The following is a 20,399-nucleotide window of genomic DNA, read 5'->3' as shown; positions in this document are numbered from 1 at the left end:
TTCCTTGTTATTGAGTGATTAAATAACTTAGTCAAGAGGGTCAAATCGATTGACTAATGCTGATACTACAATCATTGGCAAGCCGATAAGCAAGCAAGTTAACCATTGATTTAAGTTCAGTGGGGCTGTAGAAAATAAGCTATTCATCAAGTTCCACTGACTAAAAATTATCTGCAAAATTACAGTACAAGCAATTCCAATTCCAATTGCTGAGGCATCGTTAATTCTTTGTCTAATTAAGCGAAGTCTGGCAAGAACAGCACTTCCTAATTGACTAATACTTAAAAGATAAAAAATTCTTCCAGCTACTAAGGCTTGAATTGCCATTGTTCGAGCTAAATCGAGATTTCCTGTGGTTTGTCGTATCCATTCAAATACGCCAAAAATCAAAATCCAGTTAAAGATGGAAATTGCTAGGATGCGCTTGATTAGACTTGGGGAAAGTAAAGGTTCACGGGGATTACGTGGTGGTTTTTGCATCACCCGCTCAGATTTTGGCTCAAAGGACAAAGGTACAGTCATAGCAATGGAATTAACCATGTTCAACCACAGAACTTGTAAAGATAAAATCGGCAATTCTCTAGCAAGCAGCACACTAATCAAAATCGTCATCGACTCACCACCATTGACAGGTAGGATGAAGGCGATCGCTTTGAGCAGGTTTCGATATACAGTCCGCCCTTCTTCAACTGCTGCTTCTATGGAAGCGAAATTATCATCGGTTAAAATCATGTCAGAGGCTTCTTTCGCCACCTCTGTACCTGCACCCCCCATCGCAATACCAATATCTGCCTGTTTGAGGGCGGGTGCATCGTTGACTCCATCCCCCGTCATGGCGACGACTTCGCCTTTGGATTGTAATGCTTCAACAATACGCAGTTTCTGCTCTGGTGCAACACGAGCAAACACCACCCCATCTTCTATGGCTGTAGCGAGTTCTGATTGACCCATTCGGGCAAGTTGACTTCCTGTAAAAGCCAGAACTTCGCCGTTTTTGTTGAAGCCCATACTTCGAGCTATTGCTTGGGCAGTGACTGCATGGTCGCCTGTAATCATTTTGACTTGGATACCTGCTTCTTGACAGGCTTGAACTGCTTTGATTGCTTCTGTTCTAGGTGGATCGATCATCCCCTGCAATCCCAAGAAAATCAAATCATTTTCGATATCTGCACGTTGTAGAGACGTGCCATGGCACGTCTCTACATCTGGCACAGTTTTCTTGGCAAACGCTAGCACCCGTAAACCAAGATTCGCCATTGCATCAACTTGCTGATGTATTGTTTCTACATCCAGAGAAGCAAGGTTTCCCTTTACATCCAACATCTGTTGGCAACGTTTGAGAATTGCTTCGACTGAACCTTTAACGTAGATAGTTCTTTGTCTTTTGTCCTTTGTCTTTTGTCCTACCCTATGGGAAGCCGAAGAAGGCGCGTCTATGTCAGTTGCCAATGACGGATGACCAATGACAAATGACGAAGTTTCATGCAAAGTTGCCATGTATTGGAACTCAGACTCAAAGGGAATGACATCCAACCTGGGCATTTCCTCTTCTAAGTTGCTGCGGGTAAATCCAACTTTATTGGCAACAGCTATCAATGCTCCTTCTGTGGGGTCGCCAACAACCTGCCACTGTCCGTCCTTTTGTTCCAGGTGTGAATCATTACATAACAATCCGGCTTTGAGACATTCTTCAAGAGCAGGCAAATGGTTCCTATTTACTGGCTTTTCATTGAGTAAAATTTCTCCTTCGGGAGCATAACCTACACCACTGACAGTATAATTTTGACCTCCTGCATATATTGCTTGTACAGTCATCTGATTTTCTGTCAAGGTTCCGGTTTTGTCAGAGCAAATAACTGTAGCACTGCCGAGGGTTTCCACTGCTGGCAATTTGCGAACAATAGCATGACGCCGCGCCATGCGATAAACACCGATTGCTAGTGTAACAGTGACAACAGCTGGTAATCCTTCGGGAATGGCACTGACGGCAAAAGCGATCGCAGCTTCAAACATTTCTACCCAGGAATAGCCGTATCCCAGCCCAACTGCAAACATCAATGCTGCTATCCCTAAAATGATATACAGCAATGTGCGGCTAAATTTGTCAAATTTGCGGGTTAATGGCGTTTTCAGGCTGGTTCCCTGTTCCATTAGCTGGGAAATACGCCCGGTTTCTGTGGCATCTCCTATGGCAACAACAATGCCTTTGCCAGTGCCAAAAGTCACGAAACTACCAGCATAAGCCATATTGGTACGTTCTGCTAACGGTGTATCTAGATGCAGAAGTTGCGTGTTTTTTTCAATTGCAATTGACTCACCTGTGAGTGCTGACTCATTCACTTGCAGATTCCGTGTTTGCACCAGACGCAAATCCGCTGGAACCTTATCTCCAGAAACAAGTAGTACCACATCCCCCGGTACTAACTCTGTGGAAGGAACTTGCATCTTTTGACCGTTGCGGATGATGGTTGCGTTGGTTCGCACAGAGGAAGCTAAGGCAGCGATCGCACTTTCAGCCTTAGATTCTTGCACAAAACCAATAATGGCGTTAATCAGAGTTACGCCCCAAATTACCCCAGCATTCACCCACTGCCCCAAAAACGCCTTGATTGCACCCGCAATCAACAAGATGTACAGCAGTGGTTGGTTAAATTGCAAGATAAATCGTAGCAATGGACTTTTTCCAGGTTTGCTCTTGAGTTCGTTCGCACCAAAACGCTCCCGTTTTTTTGCCGCTACAGCAGAGGTTAAACCCGTTTCTAAATTAGTATCTAAATGCCGAGTTACTTCTTGTATAGACAGATGATGCCATTGACTTGATCGAATTATCTGTTGTGATGTTACTGTCATCTTATTCGCCCTTATATTTAACACTGACCAAGCCCCTTTCGGGTGGGTGTAGGGAAGTAAGGGTATGGGGGTGTGGCGTCTTTATAGGAAAGGGTGTAGAGGAGTAAGGGTATGGGGGTGTAGGAGAAGAATTTTGGATATCAAATTTTCTACCTTACACCCTTTTACCCTTACCCCCTTAAACCCTTTCACCCCTACTACTCGACCACATAAGTTTTGACTCTTCGCGAGGCGTTAGATCCCCGACTTTTTAAAAAAGTCGAGGATCTGGGCAACCTATCAAAATCTATTTGGTGAACTACTACACCCTTACACCCTTCCTGATCCCTTACACCCTGATTGACAGGGTAAATTAAGACTATTAGTTTATTAGTTGTTGCTTTAGTTGTTAGCTATTTACTAAAGTTGACCTGTAAATCTAGTATGAGAAACAAATGTGATTAAAAAGTGAGTGCAATGGATCAGTTAGCTTCAACTAAGCCTCTCACCTATGGTAGATGACAAATATTCACAGTAGTGTTAAATCAGTGCAGTGGCAAAGTTTGATCTTCAGAAAATCAGCGGGTATATGGATCTCAATGCCCATGTGTCGAGATTTCGGAACCTTCAAAAGCATTTTGCGTTGAACGCCACTGCTAGAAATGCATATATCCTTGCCTAGTCTGCGTGCAAGACTTCCATGATCAGAGTTCACAATAAAGAATGAAAGTTTGTTTTACTCCTTCTGTCACGCCACATGCTACCCTGCACCGTAGACACGGAGTGGCTTCCGTAGGTAGCCGTGCGGAGCGCGTCTACAAGCCGGGGAAAGAGTCCAACGCAGTGGCTCCTCTGCCCTCGCGCTGGTGCCTTTCAAGACAGATAAGTTTAAAAACCCTACAAATATATATCATTTTATATAACTTGTTGCAGATACACTTGTGAGCGATCGGCGTTTCAATGAAGCAGAAGGCTCTAAAAGAACTCAACTTATGTCACAAGAACGAAAAATTGAGGAAAATTTACTCTCCCAAGCGGCAGAAAATACCTTGTCTCACCAGTTGGATCAAGCAGAAAAAATAGATGTAGATGTGCAAACCGATTTGTTCAAAATTGTTCAAGGACAAGCAGATACTGTTTCTTTGGCTGGAGAAGGGCTAGAAATACAAGAAGTCCGCATACAAGAAATACAGGTAAAAACAGATCAAATTTCCATCAATCCTCTTAGTGCCATTTTTGGTCAAATTGAACTTGATCAGCCTGTAAATACTAAAGCTCGTATAGTCTTAAAAGAGGCGGATATTAACCACGCCTTGACTTCAGACTTTGTTCGGAGCAAACTCAGACCCTTTGATTTGAATGTGGATGGTAAAACTGTAAAGTTGCAATCACAGAAAATTCAGCTTTCTTTGCCTGGTGATGGCAAAATTCAAATCGATGGGATAGTGGGGATACAAGAACAAGCTCATACTAGCCAAGTCGGCTTTAGGTCAGTGTTTAGCCCACGTACCCTAAACAAACCTACACTCATGGAAAGTTTCAACTGTACTCAAGGGGAGGGCATTTCCTTAAATATTGTCGTGGCATTAATGAACAAGATTAAAGAATTAGTCAACTTGCCATATTTAGAATTTGATGATACGCGGTTCCGCATCATTAATCTCGAAGTGCAAAAAGGCAGCTTAATATTTTTGATAGAAGCGAAAATGAACCAAATACCTACACTTTAGGTTGATTTCAGGTGAAAAATGGGATTGCTGATAAAAAACCCCCTACTATCAAATTTAAGACAATAGTAGGGGAGTTTGAAAGACCATCAGTGCGTTTTCTTATTCTTAATTGTTTAGATTAGACATCGTCTTCTACCTTTTGGTAGGAATAATTTTGATATTATCAACCCTTTCAGGCAAGGCAGAGGGCAGTCCTAATGAATCCACAGGAATCCAACTCGGGAGTCATGCCACAGAAACGACCGATGCAGATGAGAGATTGGTCATGGCCATTTTGGCCTGCTGTGCCACTTTATCCCTACGGTAAGCGGCAAACATGCTGCTGTGAAGTTGTTGAGGACACGATTTGGACATTCGATCAACTGCACGGCATTCTCTACACTATCGTTCCCATTCGGATGACTGTAGTTAGACTCGAAACTGGTGGTCTTCTAGTCTATGCACCTGTTGCTCCTACCAGAGAATGTATCCGCATGGTGAATGAATTGGTAGCAAGGTATGGTAATGTGAAATACATTATTCTGCCCACCAGTTCTGGCTTAGAACACAAAGTCTTTGTTGGCCCTTTCGCTAGATGCTTTCCCCAAGCGCAAGTATTTGTTGCTCCCCACCAGTGGAGTTTTCCGTTTAATTTGCCGTTAAGTTGGTTAGGCTTTCCCCCAAAACGCACTCACATACTTCCAGAAAACTCCAGCCTGGCTCCTATAAGTGATGAATTTGATTATGCAATCTTGGATATCGATTTGGGACGGGGGGCTTTTGCAGAAGTTGCTTTCTTCCACAAGCGATCGCACACTCTACTAGTAACTGATTCTGTTGTGTCTGTGCCAGAAGAACCACCTGCTACTTTTAAATTAGACCCCTACCCCTTACTCTTTCACGCCAGAGACAACGCTTTAGAAGCGATCAAAGACAACGAAGCCAACCGCCGTAAGGGATGGCAACGCATTTCATTGTTTGCCATCTATTTCCGTCCCAGTACACTGGAGACAATAGGATTAGGGCAGGCATTTCGCGATGCCCTCAAAGCACCAGATCGTTCTAGAAAAGCCTACTTTGGTGTTTTTCCATTTCGATGGCGAGAAAATTGGCAGCAATCATTTGCAGCGCTACGAAATCAGGGGCGTCCATTTGTAGCACCAATTTTGCAAACTCTAATTTTTCCTCAAGATCCTACACAAGTACTCAACTGGGCTGATCGGGTTGCTAATTGGGATTTTCAGCAAATTATTTCCTGTCACTTTGACTCGCCAATTCAAACCAGCCCGGAACAATTTCGGCAAGCATTCGCTTTTCTTGAGCAACAATCCTCTGTGAATCAAAACTCATTCACAAGCGAAAACCATTCCCTCCTGGCAGAAGATGCTAAATTTATCAAGGAACTAGAAGCAAATTTGATGAAATGGGGTGTCGCAAAACCTCCAAAAGAATACTACCAATAAACGCATTACTTGGAAGAAACAGAAACATCACCATTGCTATCAGCCTGAAGTCCATCAGACTTCAGGTAATTCTTAGCTTGACTATCTTGCTTCAAATAGGCATCCCAAAAACTAATACTGGCAACTTTTACATAATTAAAGATATTTTCTTCCTGTTGACCACCACCGAAGCGTCTGCGAGTACCAAAACCACCACCTTGCCCACCACCGAAATGCTCCCGTAATCTCCAACCGGGTCGTCCTTGTCCTTGAGCTTGAGTTTGGGCTTCGCCTCCACCTTGAGCAAGTCTGCCACTAAAGGAGAAGTGAGTGGCTCCTTCTATAAAAACAAGATATTTATCGCCCGCAGGAGAATATTTAAATGGTTCTTCTTTCCATTCTGGCCCCTGTCCTTGAGCGCCTCTGTCTCTAGAACCAGTCATCGTCATCATTGGTAGCTTGAAATTTGCCCACGAGTTGCGAGTCAGTCCCTGTTGACCAGCTCCCTGAGGAGACAACAACAAGACCGCACGCACGCGACGATCCGCGAAACTTTGTGCTTTAGCTCCTCCTGGTATATCAATGGTTGCTCCGCCGACCAACTGAGCAGTATAAGCACCATAGGAATGACCGCCAACACCAATACGTTGAGTATTCATTTTGCCTTTCAACTGGGGTGCTTGGCGCTCTAGTTCACTCAAAGAACTAATGATAAAAGATACGTCAGTTGCACGATCTTTCCAACCTTTGGCATCGCCCAGCATTTGTCGGACGCTTTCACGCAAGTTTTCAGAGTTACCTTGTTGCCTGTTTAAGGCTATTGAATCTGCATGGGTAGGCTGGATGCAGATATATCCTTGACTAGCCCAAAAGCGAGTCAGAGGAGCGTAATCATCCTTGGAAGCACCAGCCCCATGAGAAAAGATAATCACAGGAAACGACCCTTGTTGTCCTTCCGGGTAAGAAACCTTAATTGGTATCTGACGGTTGCGTTGGGCATCATTGAGTATTATGTTGTCCACAATCCCAACATCATAAACTTGTTGATTAGATGTGTTTGTAGATGCAACTGATGAGCGATCGCTTACTGAGGTTGGTGAAGACTGAGCAAACACGTGATTATCATTCCACTTAGAAGAGCAAGCTGTCACAGTAGGAGATATCAATAAAGTTATTGGCATAAGTAAGGCAAAACATCTAGCTATTCGTACCTTTAGAAAATTTTTATTTTTCACACTAACTTCCTCGATACAACAGAGAAACTACTGGGAAAGTCAGTTTATTAGTCTAAAGAATCTATTGCTGACTCTAGACAAAATAATTGCTTGCCAATATTCTATATACACATGAACAGAGTTCAAAATTGTCTTATAGTGAAAATCTCTTTTTTTGTACTCAAGATTTAGAATCCATCATTTTCAAAACAGTTTGTGAGGTTTCACTGATTTCTTTGACATCCTCATTTGCTTTTTGTTCCTCTGCTGTAGAAATTAAATTGAGTTCTTTTTCTGTAGTCTTTAACAATTTTTGTAGCCAAGCTTGACGGTTGTTTAGTGTTTCTTGACGTTGTTTGATCTCATCTGGTGTTGTGAAACTAAGATTCAGTTCCAAAGCAAAATGAGACATATCGTCAATAAATTCCAGCATACTCCCTTGAGTCGGATTAGGCTTTTTGTGATTTTCCTCTGGAATTTCTTCTATTTTATTTTGATATTTATTCCCCTTAAAAAATCCTATAAGCTTAGTCAGAGAATTAGCTTGTTGTATTTCTGTAACTACATCTTCTTTGATTTGGGAAAGTGACTCAAGTTCTAGCTGATTTTCATCATGTAGTGCTTTTAACCAGAGCTTGCGATATTCCATCTGGGCTTGGCGCTGTTTAATTTCTTCTATACTACTAGACCCATAAACTCGTTCTATATCCATAATCCGTCTTCCAACTTTTTGCTGTTTTAATTTCTAGAAAACTTTGCCAATTAATAAAAATTTAAGGAATCCAAGACCACAATTCAATTTGAATAAATCGAACAATAGGACGGGTAAACGCTATGATTACAGGCATACTTTTACCCTCAATTTTCGCATAACCAGACATACCAGATTTTAAAATTCTGTCAGTTCTGGGAAGCTCTACTATTACTTTAACTACTCGACTAGATGTTGCATTTGTAGACTCTAAAGTTGTACCTGAAGTTTGATTAACAGAAATCTTACTTGATGAATTATCATTGCTGGTAACAGGTTCAATTGAAATTACACGTCCAATCAAAGGATCATTGGGATATGCGGTCAGCTTAACTTCAGCCTTTCCTCCAGAAATAATTTCACTTACTTCATATTCAGGGATTTGGATTTCTCCATAAATATTGCGAGAGTTTTCTACAGTAGCAAAGGTATCGCCCTTATCTAGATAACTACCTACTTTTTGCTGCAATTCAGAAGTGACTATATATCCATCAAATGGCATTACTAACTTAGTACGTTTAAGCTGACTATTAAGATATGTCAATTGTTGCCTCAGACGCTGGATTTCTGCTCTAGTAGCTGCTATTTCTTGACGCACAGCATCTAGTTCTTCCGGATAAGGTCCACTCTTTACTAAACTAAGATTAGCTTTTGCTTCTTCTACTTTTTGATATTTAACTGCGACATCTCCTTTTGCTTCCTGTAGACTTTGTTGAGCTTTTTCAACATTTTGCTTCATTTCTTCGACGGTGTTACGATCTGTTGTGGCACGCTTGTCCGCATCTTCATATTGTTGGCGAGAATAAGCGCCTTCTTCTGACAAATACTTAAATCTCTCAGCTTCACGAAGACTAAATTCAGCTCTACTAATAGCAGTCTGAAGCGCTCCTTTGGCTACTTCTACTTCTTGTTGTACAACTTTTACTTTTTGCTTAGCAACTTCTACTTGTTGGTTGGCAACTTCTACTTGTTGTTTAGCAACTTCTATATCTTCTTTTTTAGGAGTAGCTAGTAGCTTAGCTAGTTCAGCTTCCTGCTTTCTCATATCAGCTTGCTTACTGTTTATTTGCTCCTCGGTTTTAGAAAATTCGTTGCTAATTTCCGGAGCTTCCATAGTTGCTACTACAGTTCCGGCTTTTACCCAAGTACCATCACCACCTTTGAGTAAAATTCGTGTAATTTTTCCATCGACTTCAGCTTGTATTTGCTGTTGCTTAGAAGTTATTAATTTAATTTGACCACCAGAACGATATGGATATGGTAAAAAAAGCGCAAAGCCTCCAAGCATTGTACATGCTTTTAAAAATGTACCCAGCCAAGATTTATTGACTTTCTGATTTGCGTATTCTGATTCTTTTGCTGATGTAATCATATCTCTTGTCACTAAATTATTAAGTTTCTGAGAGTTCAACCATTTAGATATTGGCTGGCGTAAAACGAGTGCTAACAGTGCAAATAAAAATATATAGGTAGTACCATTACCTAAAATTCCGGGCAAGTTTTCTGCTAAACCCCCAGCAGCAAAATAAATGATTGTCAAAATCACTGAGATTGAAAAAATTCCTGCACCCAGCAAAAACAGTTGCAATCCTAATTTTTGTTTTGCAGGTAATGATTTTGGTAGGGGACGGCGATTAAGTAACATATCCCAAACCAAAAAAGATCTTTGAAACAAGTTAGGTGGTAGACGAAAATAAGCTGTTGTCCATACATAGCCATCAGAAGGCCATAAAGGACTTGCATCTAGTAAAAAATCTATAAAGCTGGCATGAGCAAGTAAAAGAGCGTAATTGCTCAATTGTGTTCCTGTTTCACGGTGCAAATACCAAACTAAAACACTCAAAACAAATAAAATTGGTCTGGTGATTACTGGAGTTGCTAGAGTCCACAATTGTTTGTGACGTCGAAGTTGCCACATAGGCTCTCTATCAATATAAAAGCGGGGTAAAAATCCAGCAGCCAGAACCAAGCCAAACTTCGTAACCGTACCACCATAATAAGTAAGCACTACACCCTGAGCTATCTTAGCTGTCAGAGAGGCAAAAATAAGATTAAATATATAAATTTGTAAATAAGGTAAAGACTTAATTCCAGAAAGATAATCAGACCACAAGAGAAATTGGTTATTAAATAAAGTTAAAAAAGCTATGGGTATGCCAGGTATCAATCCCCAAACTGATACTTGAAATAACAGACTAAATGGTGCAAAAATATTTTTTAGAATAGCAAAGTTTTTACCAGGATTGACAGCAGACCATATATAGACTTGAGATTTATGTTTTTCTTTTTTAGAAAAATTCATACCAGAAGATATTCTGGTATACTCATTTTGTTTAATTTCTAATAATGGTTCCTGTATTGCATTTTCTATATCTGATTCAGATAGAAATGGTTCGAGAAGATTACACTCTGCAATTTGACGAGAAAACTGATCAAAATCTTCTTCGGCTAGTAGAGTATTAAAACGAGATATAAATTTATCAATGATTACGGATGGAGTAGCTACTCCATTCATCGATTGGCAAAGGAAATATTCTTCCAATCCGAATTCAAATATTTGCTCAGAGTTGGGAATTTTAACTTGGTAACATTCAGGCTTTTTCCCTACTTGTGGAATTCTTTTAATTTCTAAATCTCTACGCCAGCGGTTTTCTAATGGTTTATACATGAGAAATAAACAGAAATTTTTGGCTCAAAATTTTACTTATTTGTGTGATAAAAGTTTGTTTTAGATATTGTTACTCAAAGCAGAAGTTTTTTAGTTGATGAAATTTGTCTGGATCAGATAAGGGAGAGAAACTAATAAATTTCTCCCCTCTATTTTCTTGCTCATACCAGTGTTTAACAGGATTGGGGTATTTGTTATACTCCCTAGCAAGTTAACTTAAAATTCTTGTTACTCCATGTAGCCAAGCATTTGTAGCTGAGCAATAATTTGTTGTTTTTCGTCCTCACTAATATCGCCAGTTCCTGTATTTGCTTCTTCGCCGGTAACAGTAGAAGCACCTATTTTGATCGGTTTTAAATCTAAATGAGTTTCAGTGAAGAACTCTTCAGGTACATAACCTTCAAAATCTGCGGGTACAGAAAGGCCAAGACTATACAGCAGAGCGGCTGGAACATCTACGACATTTTGGCGTTTCCCTTCATAGTTGGATTTAACTCCGTATCCTCCTGCTAGGAAAATACCGTCAGGATGATGAGTTCCTCCTGGTGTCTCACGCGGTTCAACGGCAGGTTCGTAATTTTTGATTGAGACAAAACCATAGTCGCGCAGCACTAGAGTTAAGTCAGGAGCCTCATGCATAGCAGCTCCAGAATAAACATCTTCCCGTTTATGAATTGCTTGGATAATCCTTTCGCCTGTATTCGGATCTCGGAAATTCTCCAAATCACGAATTAGTTTTTCGCGGAAGGCTTCGTATTCTGAAGGCTGAACACCCGCTTCTCCTGGTTTTTCGGCTACACGGATTGTAATGCCGTTACTAGAGGGAGTACGGCAGTAAGCTAAAGTTTTATCCCAATCTAGATTGGCAAACCAACTTGATTCACGTCTATTACTGGCTTCAGAACCATCTGTTTCTTTCCATACTAGATAACCTTTTTCATGCAAAAAGGTATTGATGCGAACCACTTCTGTTGTAGCTGTGAAGCCGTGATCTGAGGCCATAAATACCTGAGCTTCAGGGCCAGCAAGTTCCACTAGGCGCTGAATATAAGTATCTAACTTACGGAAATACTCCAGACACAGTTCCCGCATCCGTTTTTGCCAAGGGGAAGGATTAGCAGGTATCAAAGCTGGGTCGAGAAACATCCAGATTTGGTGCTGGAGTTTATCTACGCCATCAAACAACACTGCCATCAAGTCGGGATTATCTTCTTTGAGAAGTTTCTCAGCAATCCGGAACCATTGTTCATCACGGGGGATATGATAGCGAACCCAGTTTTCTAAATCCTCATCGGTCATAACCTCCAAGGTTTGTTTTTCGCGGTCAAAGTCCCAAGCTAATTCCTTGGGATCAAAATCTGGGATTTCCTTGAGGCGATCATATAAATTACCTGGAGTTGTGTTGCGACGCAGGTGTTTCCAGGGAACAAAACCTGGTATTAAAGCTCCATTAATAGGTAGGGGTGGGGCAGTGAAAGGAAAGTTTAAAGCTACAACTGTACAATTTTGGCGGCTGGCGATCGACCAAATAGTTTCTGTACGAATGTCTCTAGCATCGTACAGGGTAAAATAAACGTCCCCTGCTTTTTCTTCAGCGCGAATGAAGTCATAAACGCCGTGATTTCCAGGAGTACGACCAGTCATGATGGAAACCCAAGCCGGAGGAGTAAGAGGATTGGGAGTAGAAAGCAATTTTGCCCTTGCACCGTTTTCAATAAACTGTTTCAAAAAAGGCATCGTCACACCTACATCAGGTAGGTCGCGGATCATTTCATTGATAACGGTAAAAGTTGCACCATCTAATCCAATAAATAATGTTTTTGTCATCACACCCCTCCGTTTAATTGACTAGAAACAAAATTCACAAGTTGACCTAAGTTCAGGTCGTCAACGTAACGACCATCCTGCATCAATAATTGAGCGAACCCGAATTTCTGTTTGAAATGGTCTTCTATGGCAACAACAAAATGAATGATATCGATAGAGGCAAAGCTAAGGTCTGCTACTAATTGGGTCTCGAGACTGATCTCATCAGATTCCAAATCCCAGTCTTGGATGATATCTTTGAGGATCTCAATAATTGTTGATTGAATTGGAGAGTCTATGGCTTGCATAAAGGTTGCTGTGAAAGAAACTTCTGATTAATTTGAGAATTTGGCAATAGTCAGGAGTGCTGACAAATAGCCAATACTTCGCGATCGCCGTAACAAAGCTGGACCACAAATGATTCATTGCCATAGTTAACAGTGACCGATTGTCCATCACTGGAAACGTGGGTAATTAACAACTGTGTCAGATTGCTTTGCAGTCCTGTACCTAGTGCTTGGGCTACCGCTTGCTTCGCAGACCACAGCCCAATGATGTTACTCTGGTGTCGTTGTGGCAGTCGTTGCAGTTCGTATTCACTGAAGGCGGTAGCCATTAAGTCTTCCACGGGTACAGAGTCAAAATGTTCAATATTAATACCGATGGATTGTCCTGGGTGTGCGATCGCTGCGACTACAAAACCTTGACTGTGACTAATGGCAATTTCTGGTAAAACTCCTGCCATCGCCTTCAACTCTGGACAACGGACAACAGGCTTACCTGTGATAGTGCTAATAACTTCGATATCAATCGGGGCAAGTTCCAAATTAAAGTTTTGCTTTGCCCACTGACGGACGGCATCTTTAGCAGCAATGCAACCAATTAACCAATCCGTACGTTCTGTCCCTTTTTCTGGTAGATTGTACCAGAAAAGGCGTTCTGATTCATTGAGCATGAGATGTGCTAGAACACGTTTCCAAATACTCCAAGAATCATCTAGAAAATGTTCTGGGAAGGGTTCAATCCGTCGCACCACCATTTGAGTTTCTGCTTGTAGCCAAGCATCTGATAAATAAGCTGTTTGGGGATGCAAGCGACATTGGTAATATCTATGTGGCACGCTAAAATAACGGTCTTGCCATCCTTCTAGACGAGCGATTACCCGACCTGTGACATCCAGAAAATCAAAGCTAGCCTCAGTTTGCCACTCACTAGTAAAACGCATTAAGCCCCGACACAACACTGCACTGTTGGGCGGTAGGGGTAATACGTACTGATGAAATGCCCGTACTTGGAAGGGGAAAACATTAAAATCTGTGCCAAACTGTTCCGAAACCCAGTACCCGACTAATTGTCCAGCAGCATCAAGCAAACCTGCATCTATTTGAAAAATTGGCTGTTGGGTATTACTGAAGAAATCTTCAATGGCGATCGCTTCCAAATCAGCTTCAATTCCCTGTAAACCCCATTGGCGAATGTGCCTCACGCCTTGGAAACGTGGACCATGGAACATCCCGGTGCGGTATAAATCGGCATCAGACCAACGGGAAGGTGCAGGTGTCTCGAGGTGAAAAGGCAGTGGTAATGGCGATGCTGGAAACTGATTTGCCAGACGTACATTACCCTCAAATACCAAGTGATCGATAGTGCTGCCTTGTCCCACTTGGAACAGTTGTACCTTTACTTCCCAAGTTTGGGCATCTGGTTGGGGTTGCAACCGTGCTTTGATCTTGAGAGTGAGTTCGCCACGATCTAAAGCCAGCCAACGATAACCGCGTAGATCATAAAGTCCCACTACTACCTTATCTTGACCCACCAGGTAAACTGCTGCTTCTGCAAGGGTTTCCATGCTAACAGTGAATGGAATTACAGGTAGTGGAAACAAGTCTAAATGCCTTTGAGATACTTGGCCGCCAATAGTGTGGTCGTAGAGAAAAATATCTCGCTGCATATCAAAGCAACGTTGGCAGTAAAGATGCTGGGCATCGTGTTCCAGAATCTCACCTAACAGCGGGAAAGTTTCATCAAAGGTGGATGATTGCCAGTAGTTGACTTCTGGCAGTGCTAAAGACATATTGACAAAAGGAGCAATCAACCCATTGTCTACACCAGCTAGGTGAGAGTGCAGCGCTGTCATGACTCGTGCTTGACTATCAAGGAATTCTTGCATTAAGTCGAAGTGGTCAAAGATAATTGACAAGCGTTGCTCTTCATCGGTATAAAATTGGTCTTCCCCTGCATTTGCAGAAATTATCGATGTGCTAAGAGTAACTACATCTACAGGATAATTACTGTTTTCTACTACACTATTTCTCACAGGTGTGGTAATGGCAACTGTGTCATTCACATTTGTTGATACTACGTTTGCCACAACCGGAATCGTGCTAGATGAGTCCTTTGCTAATGGTTCTGGCCGTTTTACCACAGGTGGGTTGGGTGACGTTGATGCGATCGCAGTCGCATGAGAAACAGAAACATCTTTGCTTGCTTGCAATTTTTCCCGGACAGTGTTAACAAAGTCTGGTTGCAAGCGCAGAACTGGCATGGTCAGTTCTAACACAGGACTGGACTTGTGAATTTGGCGAACTTGCGTTGTCGTATCTAGGCTAATAGGAGTAATTTGTCGATGCAAGTACAACGCGTTTGTATCCACAGGATTACCGTTGACGAACAGCCGTGCTAGCAAATGCTGAATCTGTTCCAAGCCAGATTGCCGTTGGCTGTTGCTGGCTATGGCTTGGTGTTCTTGACCGTGAAGAATATCACTGACAAAGGCAGTAAGATTACTGCTAGGCCCAACCTCAATAAAATTTTTAACTCCACTCTCATACAGCTGTAGAACTGTTTCCCGAAAGCGCACTCGACTAGACCATTGTTGTGCTGCTAACGCCCGAATCGCTTGTGGTTCCTGGGGAAAGGGAGCCGCAGTAGCACAGCTGTAAAGAGGTGTGTGACCAGAACCTACATCTAAATCATTGTAGAATGCCAGGAAGGCAGTCCCCACAGGTGCAAACAAAGATGTGTGATAGGCACGATCAAAAGGCAGACGGGTACAGATACCACCTACTGCTTGCAACTTACTGGTGACTGCATCAATATCATTGACACTGCCAAACAGAACTACTTGATTTGGGCAATTATCCATTGCCACATGTAAGCGTCCATCAAACTCATCTAAAACTTGTTGCAAAACCTTAGGTTCAATCGCCCCAACTGTTAACAGTGCGCCCTTGGGAATATTGTTTGCCACCTCTAAATCTAGGTAAATCTGATTGAGGAGGCGCATTTTGGACATCAATTCCATCCGGTCAGACAAGCGGACAGTACCAGAAGCAATCAGCGCTGCATTCTCGCCTGTGCTGTGTCCCACCATGACATCGCAGTTAACGCCTAATTTACATAGCAATTCGTACAATGCCATGCTGGCAGTAAACACAGTCTCGGAAGCGACATCCATATCAAATAGTCGTCGCTGAGCATGGTGACGTTCTGTTTCCGTTAAACTAGTCGGTGGTGGAAAAATCAGTTGGCTGGGTAAATAAGCACGTCTCTCACTAAAAGTAGCGTCTAAAAAGTCAAACCACTCGCGTACTTGCGGAAAATAAAGGCACAAATCAGCCAGCATCTGGGGATATTGCGACCCTTCACCAGGAAATATAAAGGCTGTCTTGCCAGGATTGGCATTGGCATCAACTTCTGCATAATAAATGCCGTTACGAGTTTGCAATCGGCTTTTGGGAGAAATTTGTAATTTCTCAACTGCCTGGCTGAGTTTTTTCTGTAATTCTGAGATATCCTTGGCGACTACAGCCAGACGATGGGAACCGACTGAATGAGTTGATAGGGTGTAGGCAATTTCAGCCAGTAGCGTGGGGCTTAAGCCCCAGGCTTGGGGATGATTTTGCAGTACTTGTTGGACTTGATGAATGCGTTCAATTAGTACTGAACGACTATCACCTGAGAACAACAGCAGTTCTGTAGGCCATTGCTGGTGTAGTAACTTAGTTGATTGTACAGGTTGGGTTGGGTACTCTTCTAAGACAGCATGAGCATTAATACCACCAAAGCCAAAAGAGTTGACACCTGCCCGTCTCGGTGTGGAGCGATCGCCATGAATCCAGGGTCGTGCCTGTGTATTGATATAAAAGGGAGTCTTTTCGATTTCTAGCCCAGGATTCACCTCATTGCACAGCGTTGGTGGCAAGATTTTGTGATAAAGTGCCAGTGCTGTTTTGATAAGTCCTGCTGCACCGGCGGCGGGAATACAGTGACCAATCATTGATTTCACAGAACCCAAAGCACACTTAGGTAATTGCTCCTGACGCTGACCAAAAATTTGGGTTAAGGAGCGTACCTCTGTTTGATCTCCCAAGGCGATGCCTGTACCATGCGCTTCAATCATGCCGACAGTCGTAGGATCAATACTACTGTCTTGGTAGGCACGTTGTAGTGCCAGTACTTCCCCTTCTAAACGTGGTGCTAAAAGTCCCAAAGCCTTGCCATCACTGGAACTCCCAACACCTTTGAGAACGGCATAGATGCGATCGCCATCTTTTTCGGCGTCGCGTAACCGTTTCAAAACTAAAATTCCCAAACCTTCCCCCAGCAGCGTACCACTGGCTTTGCTGTCAAAAGGTTTAATATCGCTGCGAGACAAAGCACCCAACTGACAGAAAATCATGTTAATTTGCGGTGGGGTAGAAGCATGAACACCCCCCGCTAAAACCATGTCGCAGCGATCGCTTAATAGCTCTTTCATCGCCAGTTCCACAGCAATTAAGGAAGAAGCGCAAGCTGCATCAATAATGTAATTAGGCCCCATCAAGTTGAGGCGATTCGCAATGCGGCCTGTAATTACATTCGGCACTAGTCCTGGCGCCATCTCAGCTGTAAAAGGTGGCAAGCTAGCTTTTAGCTGTTTGCGGATCTCATTTAACGTATTTTCATCTAGGTCTGGATGCAATTGCGTTAGCAAATCCAAGGTCTGATCTACAATTTGACCATGTTGCAACAGTGTATTGTAGCCCCGGTTGATGTAAGTACCACGACCCAGAATAATACCTGTTTTTTCTCGGTTGAAGGGGCGATCAATGTAGCCTGCATCTTGCAGCGCTTCCCAAGAAAGTTTGAGAGCAAGAAAGTGATCTGGTTCACCACCATCCACCGAACTGGGCATGATCCCAAATTCCAGGGGATTGAATTCAGCCAAGTCTCCTAAAAAACCACCTTTACGGGTGTAGATGCGGTCATTTGCTGTGGAATCAGGGTCAAAATAAGGCTTTGCCCATTTATCGGGTGCGTCCCCAACAGCATTAACCTGATTTAAAATGTTTTGCCAGTATGTACGCAGATCCTTAGCTCCAGGAAATAAGGCAGACATACCAACAATGGCAATGTCGTGAGATGAATTTGGCACAATCATAGGTGGCTGGCTAAACGATTTAGAGCAGTGTTGCAAGTACTCTCAATGTCCTTGAGATGGAAGCGTACATAGCCGTTTTCATCAATAAAAACAGCATCGTAATTTAGGCTGTGGTCATCAAAGCGATTGACTCGGAAGGCAATTCGCAGCTGTCCGTTAGGCATTGATTGCCCATAACGTTTGACGCTGCCAAATCGGGCAGGTAAAGCTGTTGTTCCTCGTTGCACTCGCGCCCAGATGATCGCTAACTGAGGAGCTACATCAATCAAGCCGGGGTCAAATAACCAATTAGCAATTGGTTGACTGTTCAACCACGCCGTAGGTCGGCTAGGCATGACTTGGGCATCAATACCCGCATCATTTAATCGATCAATGGCTGTGATTAACTGGAAACGTTGACCATGAAACAGGTACGTATCATAAGCTACAGCAGGTTGTAACTTCTCTCCGGAAGATAATGGTAAAATTTCGCTTGCTGGTGGTTCTGACCATTGCGGACAAAGAATCACAGAAGCTCGATAAAAGGGAATATTGCGCTCTGGGTCAACGATTTCTGCTGCTACCTGTAAGGATTCAGAGTCAGCATGGCTAGAAGCACGAGCCTTAAATAAAACTTTTTTACCAGCATCTGTGTCTAGTACTAAACCTCGTAAAACTCTGAGTTGGCAAACTTCTGTGACTTGCCATTCTGGCCAAGCTGACTGGACAAATTCACCAAACCACTCTAAGGCACCAGCAGCAGGGAGAACGGGTTTACCATCTAAGCGATGATCTTGTAGATAAGGGTCAGTGGCTAGGGAAAAAGTATGTTCTAGGGTAACAGTGCCGTTGGGTTGCAGGTGTGGGGCTGAAGGTAACAAAAGATACGGCGTATTTGCCCTTATCTGTTCCTTGCTCCCCCCTCCTTGCTCCCCCCTCCCTTTTAATGAATTCAAATTAGCTTCGTAGGCTTCCCAAGGGCCTTCCCCTGCAACTACCTCGGTTTCACCCTTGCGTCCGTAATGCAATTCGTCAATAAAGAACTGACGACCTGCTGATAATGGGATAGGAATTATACCACGTTCTCTGAATTGGCGTTTGACTTCTTCTGAAGCCATACCAGTGGTATCCCAAGGGCCCCAGTTGATGGCTACAACCCGCGTATTAGACCAAGAGCAATCCATGTGCCAAGCAAAGCGATTCATCACTTCATTGGCAGCAGCATAATCAGATTGACCGCGATTGCCATAGCGTCCAGCAACGGAGCTAAACAAGACAAGCAGTTTCAGGGATTCTGGTCTGAGATAACGGTACAACAAAAACGTACTGTCTGCTTTGGTGTCAAAAACGCGCTCCAAAGATGCAAAGTTTTTGTCAGCAATGAGCTTGTCTTCGATGATACCAGCACCATGAATAACCGCATCTAAGCGACCGTAACGAGTATAAATACTGTTAATAGCAGCACCAAACTCTTCCGCATTTCTCACATCCACTGCTATATACTCTACCTGAGCGCCAACTTGGCGAAATTGTTGGAGATTGTTAGCAATGGCGCGATCGCGTAACAAGTCTTGCAGTTGCCGCTCTATCTGTATTGGGGTGGGGGTCAAGCCTTGTGTCCGCGCTCTTTGCAGTAAGACTCTTCGCAGTACAGTGATATCTTCAATACCTGCTGTATCAGTTGTTTCTGCTGCTGGCTCTGCGGCTCGTCCTGTAATCACCAGCTTTAAGCCGGATTGTGCCAAATCATTCACAATTTCAGCAGTAATTCCCCTAGCCCCACCTGTCACTAATACTACCCAATCTCTGGTTGGTGTTAATGGTGCAGGTTGATTTTCCCTCGCCAAATTTGCTGTAACGGTTTGGAAAATCGTCCGTTTCCCCTGGGGATAGCCGACTTCCAAACGACCACCACTGAGTACTTCTTTGACAATCTGTTCGGCGATGCTAACAGCAGATAGACTGTTGTCAAAGTCAATGGCTTTGGCTCGAACACCAGCCCACTCTGTTACCAAGGTTTTGAGGAAACCAGTGTTACTACCACCAGTGGGTAAGCCAGAAACACCTTGACCCTGGCGACCGAAATATCCTCCTAGTAAAGAAGCCGCTACTACACAACCCATTTGTTGTTGCCCTGCTTGTTGCAAATCAGCGGCACACAGATGCAGTAATTGAAATAGACTCTTGGAGTGAATCTGGGTGATTTGCCGCCACCCAGCCAGAGTTTCCGGTAGTTCAAGGGCAGCTAAGGGAGCGAGATGTATAATTCCGGTGACAGAACCGTGAAGTTGCCTAACCAGTGCGATCGCCTGTTCTAGTTTTTCTGGTTCAGCTAAGGTAGAGGTGTTGAGGATAGCTGTAGTAGCTCCTTTTTGTTGCAATGCTGCGGCAACATGGGAAGCTACGGATAGTCCATCTTCTGTAATCAAGAACAAGCCTGTCAGCGAAACAAGCTGTCGTGAGGGCAAAGCTTCTACCTGTGCTTGCATTACGTAGCGTGGGATACTTGCAACTGGGCTGGAGACTTTCCCAGGCCATTCTCCTGTGCTGAGATTGCCAGAACTTGCTCAACAATACTA

The 20,399-nt window shown here is 43.1% G+C and carries 10 protein-coding genes; 2 read left to right on the top strand and 8 right to left on the bottom strand.

From position 1 onward, the window contains the following. Nucleotides 1–27: 27 nt before the first annotated feature. The gene (locus UYI_RS0110665; RefSeq protein WP_016866649.1) at nucleotides 28–2,850 is read right to left on the bottom strand and encodes a cation-translocating P-type ATPase; all 2,823 of its coding nucleotides are present in this window, start codon (nucleotides 2,848–2,850) and stop codon (nucleotides 28–30) included. 971 nt (nucleotides 2,851–3,821) lie between these two features. On the opposite strand from UYI_RS0110665, the gene UYI_RS0110660 reads away from it, so the two are divergent. Continuing rightward, entirely contained in the window at nucleotides 3,822–4,559 is a 738-nt protein-coding gene (locus tag UYI_RS0110660; RefSeq protein ID WP_026085880.1) for an LmeA family phospholipid-binding protein, read from the top strand. 197 nt (nucleotides 4,560–4,756) lie between these two features. Continuing rightward, nucleotides 4,757–6,001: a DUF4336 domain-containing protein gene (locus UYI_RS0110655; protein WP_016866647.1), complete on the top strand. Its 1,245-nt coding sequence runs from the start codon at nucleotides 4,757–4,759 to the stop codon at nucleotides 5,999–6,001. A gap of 5 nt (nucleotides 6,002–6,006) precedes the next feature. On the opposite strand, the gene UYI_RS0110650 is transcribed toward UYI_RS0110655, so the two are convergent. The 7 genes from UYI_RS0110650 to UYI_RS0110620 form a co-directional block, all read right to left on the bottom strand. Next, the gene (locus UYI_RS0110650; protein ID WP_016866646.1) at nucleotides 6,007–7,161 is read right to left on the bottom strand and encodes an alpha/beta hydrolase family protein; all 1,155 of its coding nucleotides are present in this window, start codon (nucleotides 7,159–7,161) and stop codon (nucleotides 6,007–6,009) included. Between the two features lie 214 nt (nucleotides 7,162–7,375). Beyond that, the gene (locus UYI_RS0110645) at nucleotides 7,376–7,906 is read right to left on the bottom strand and encodes a hypothetical protein (RefSeq protein ID WP_016866645.1); all 531 of its coding nucleotides are present in this window, start codon (nucleotides 7,904–7,906) and stop codon (nucleotides 7,376–7,378) included. A gap of 61 nt (nucleotides 7,907–7,967) precedes the next feature. Beyond that, complete coding sequence (locus UYI_RS0110640; protein WP_016866644.1) at nucleotides 7,968–10,613, bottom strand: efflux RND transporter periplasmic adaptor subunit; 2,646 nt, start codon at nucleotides 10,611–10,613, stop codon at nucleotides 7,968–7,970. Nucleotides 10,614–10,841: 228 nt separating this feature from the next. After that, nucleotides 10,842–12,440, bottom strand: a complete 1,599-nt coding sequence (locus UYI_RS0110635; protein WP_016866643.1) for an alkaline phosphatase family protein — start codon at nucleotides 12,438–12,440, stop codon at nucleotides 10,842–10,844. Further along, nucleotides 12,440–12,727, bottom strand: coding sequence for an acyl carrier protein (locus UYI_RS0110630; protein WP_009756770.1), 288 nt, complete (start codon nucleotides 12,725–12,727; stop codon nucleotides 12,440–12,442). Before UYI_RS0110630 ends, UYI_RS0110635 begins: the two co-directional genes overlap by 1 nt. Before the next feature lie 50 nt (nucleotides 12,728–12,777). Continuing rightward, a complete protein-coding gene (locus UYI_RS0110625; RefSeq protein WP_016866642.1) occupies nucleotides 12,778–17,841 on the bottom strand; it encodes a type I polyketide synthase in 5,064 nt (1,687 codons plus the stop codon). Beyond that, complete coding sequence (locus tag UYI_RS0110620) at nucleotides 17,838–20,309, bottom strand: SDR family NAD(P)-dependent oxidoreductase (protein ID WP_026085879.1); 2,472 nt, start codon at nucleotides 20,307–20,309, stop codon at nucleotides 17,838–17,840. The genes UYI_RS0110625 and UYI_RS0110620 overlap by 4 nt, the downstream gene beginning before the upstream one ends. Between the last annotated feature and the right edge of the window lie 90 nt (nucleotides 20,310–20,399).

The sequence above is a fragment of the Fischerella muscicola PCC 7414 genome, from assembly GCF_000317205.1.
Taxonomy (GTDB): Bacteria; Cyanobacteriota; Cyanobacteriia; order Cyanobacteriales; family Nostocaceae; genus Fischerella; species Fischerella muscicola.
This window is presented reverse-complemented; position numbering and strand designations above follow the sequence as displayed.

Coding starts and splice junctions, on each gene's coding strand:
- UYI_RS0110665 (WP_016866649.1), bottom strand. CDS start 2,850: ATGACAGTAACATCACAACAGATAATTCGATCAAGTCAATGGCATCAT.
- UYI_RS0110660 (WP_026085880.1), top strand. CDS start 3,822: ATGTCACAAGAACGAAAAATTGAGGAAAATTTACTCTCCCAAGCGGCA.
- UYI_RS0110655 (WP_016866647.1), top strand. CDS start 4,757: ATGAATCCACAGGAATCCAACTCGGGAGTCATGCCACAGAAACGACCG.
- UYI_RS0110650 (WP_016866646.1), bottom strand. CDS start 7,161: ATGCCAATAACTTTATTGATATCTCCTACTGTGACAGCTTGCTCTTCT.
- UYI_RS0110645 (WP_016866645.1), bottom strand. CDS start 7,906: ATGGATATAGAACGAGTTTATGGGTCTAGTAGTATAGAAGAAATTAAA.
- UYI_RS0110640 (WP_016866644.1), bottom strand. CDS start 10,613: ATGTATAAACCATTAGAAAACCGCTGGCGTAGAGATTTAGAAATTAAA.
- UYI_RS0110635 (WP_016866643.1), bottom strand. CDS start 12,440: ATGACAAAAACATTATTTATTGGATTAGATGGTGCAACTTTTACCGTT.
- UYI_RS0110630 (WP_009756770.1), bottom strand. CDS start 12,727: ATGCAAGCCATAGACTCTCCAATTCAATCAACAATTATTGAGATCCTC.
- UYI_RS0110625 (WP_016866642.1), bottom strand. CDS start 17,841: ATGATTGTGCCAAATTCATCTCACGACATTGCCATTGTTGGTATGTCT.
- UYI_RS0110620 (WP_026085879.1), bottom strand. CDS start 20,309: ATGCAAGCACAGGTAGAAGCTTTGCCCTCACGACAGCTTGTTTCGCTG.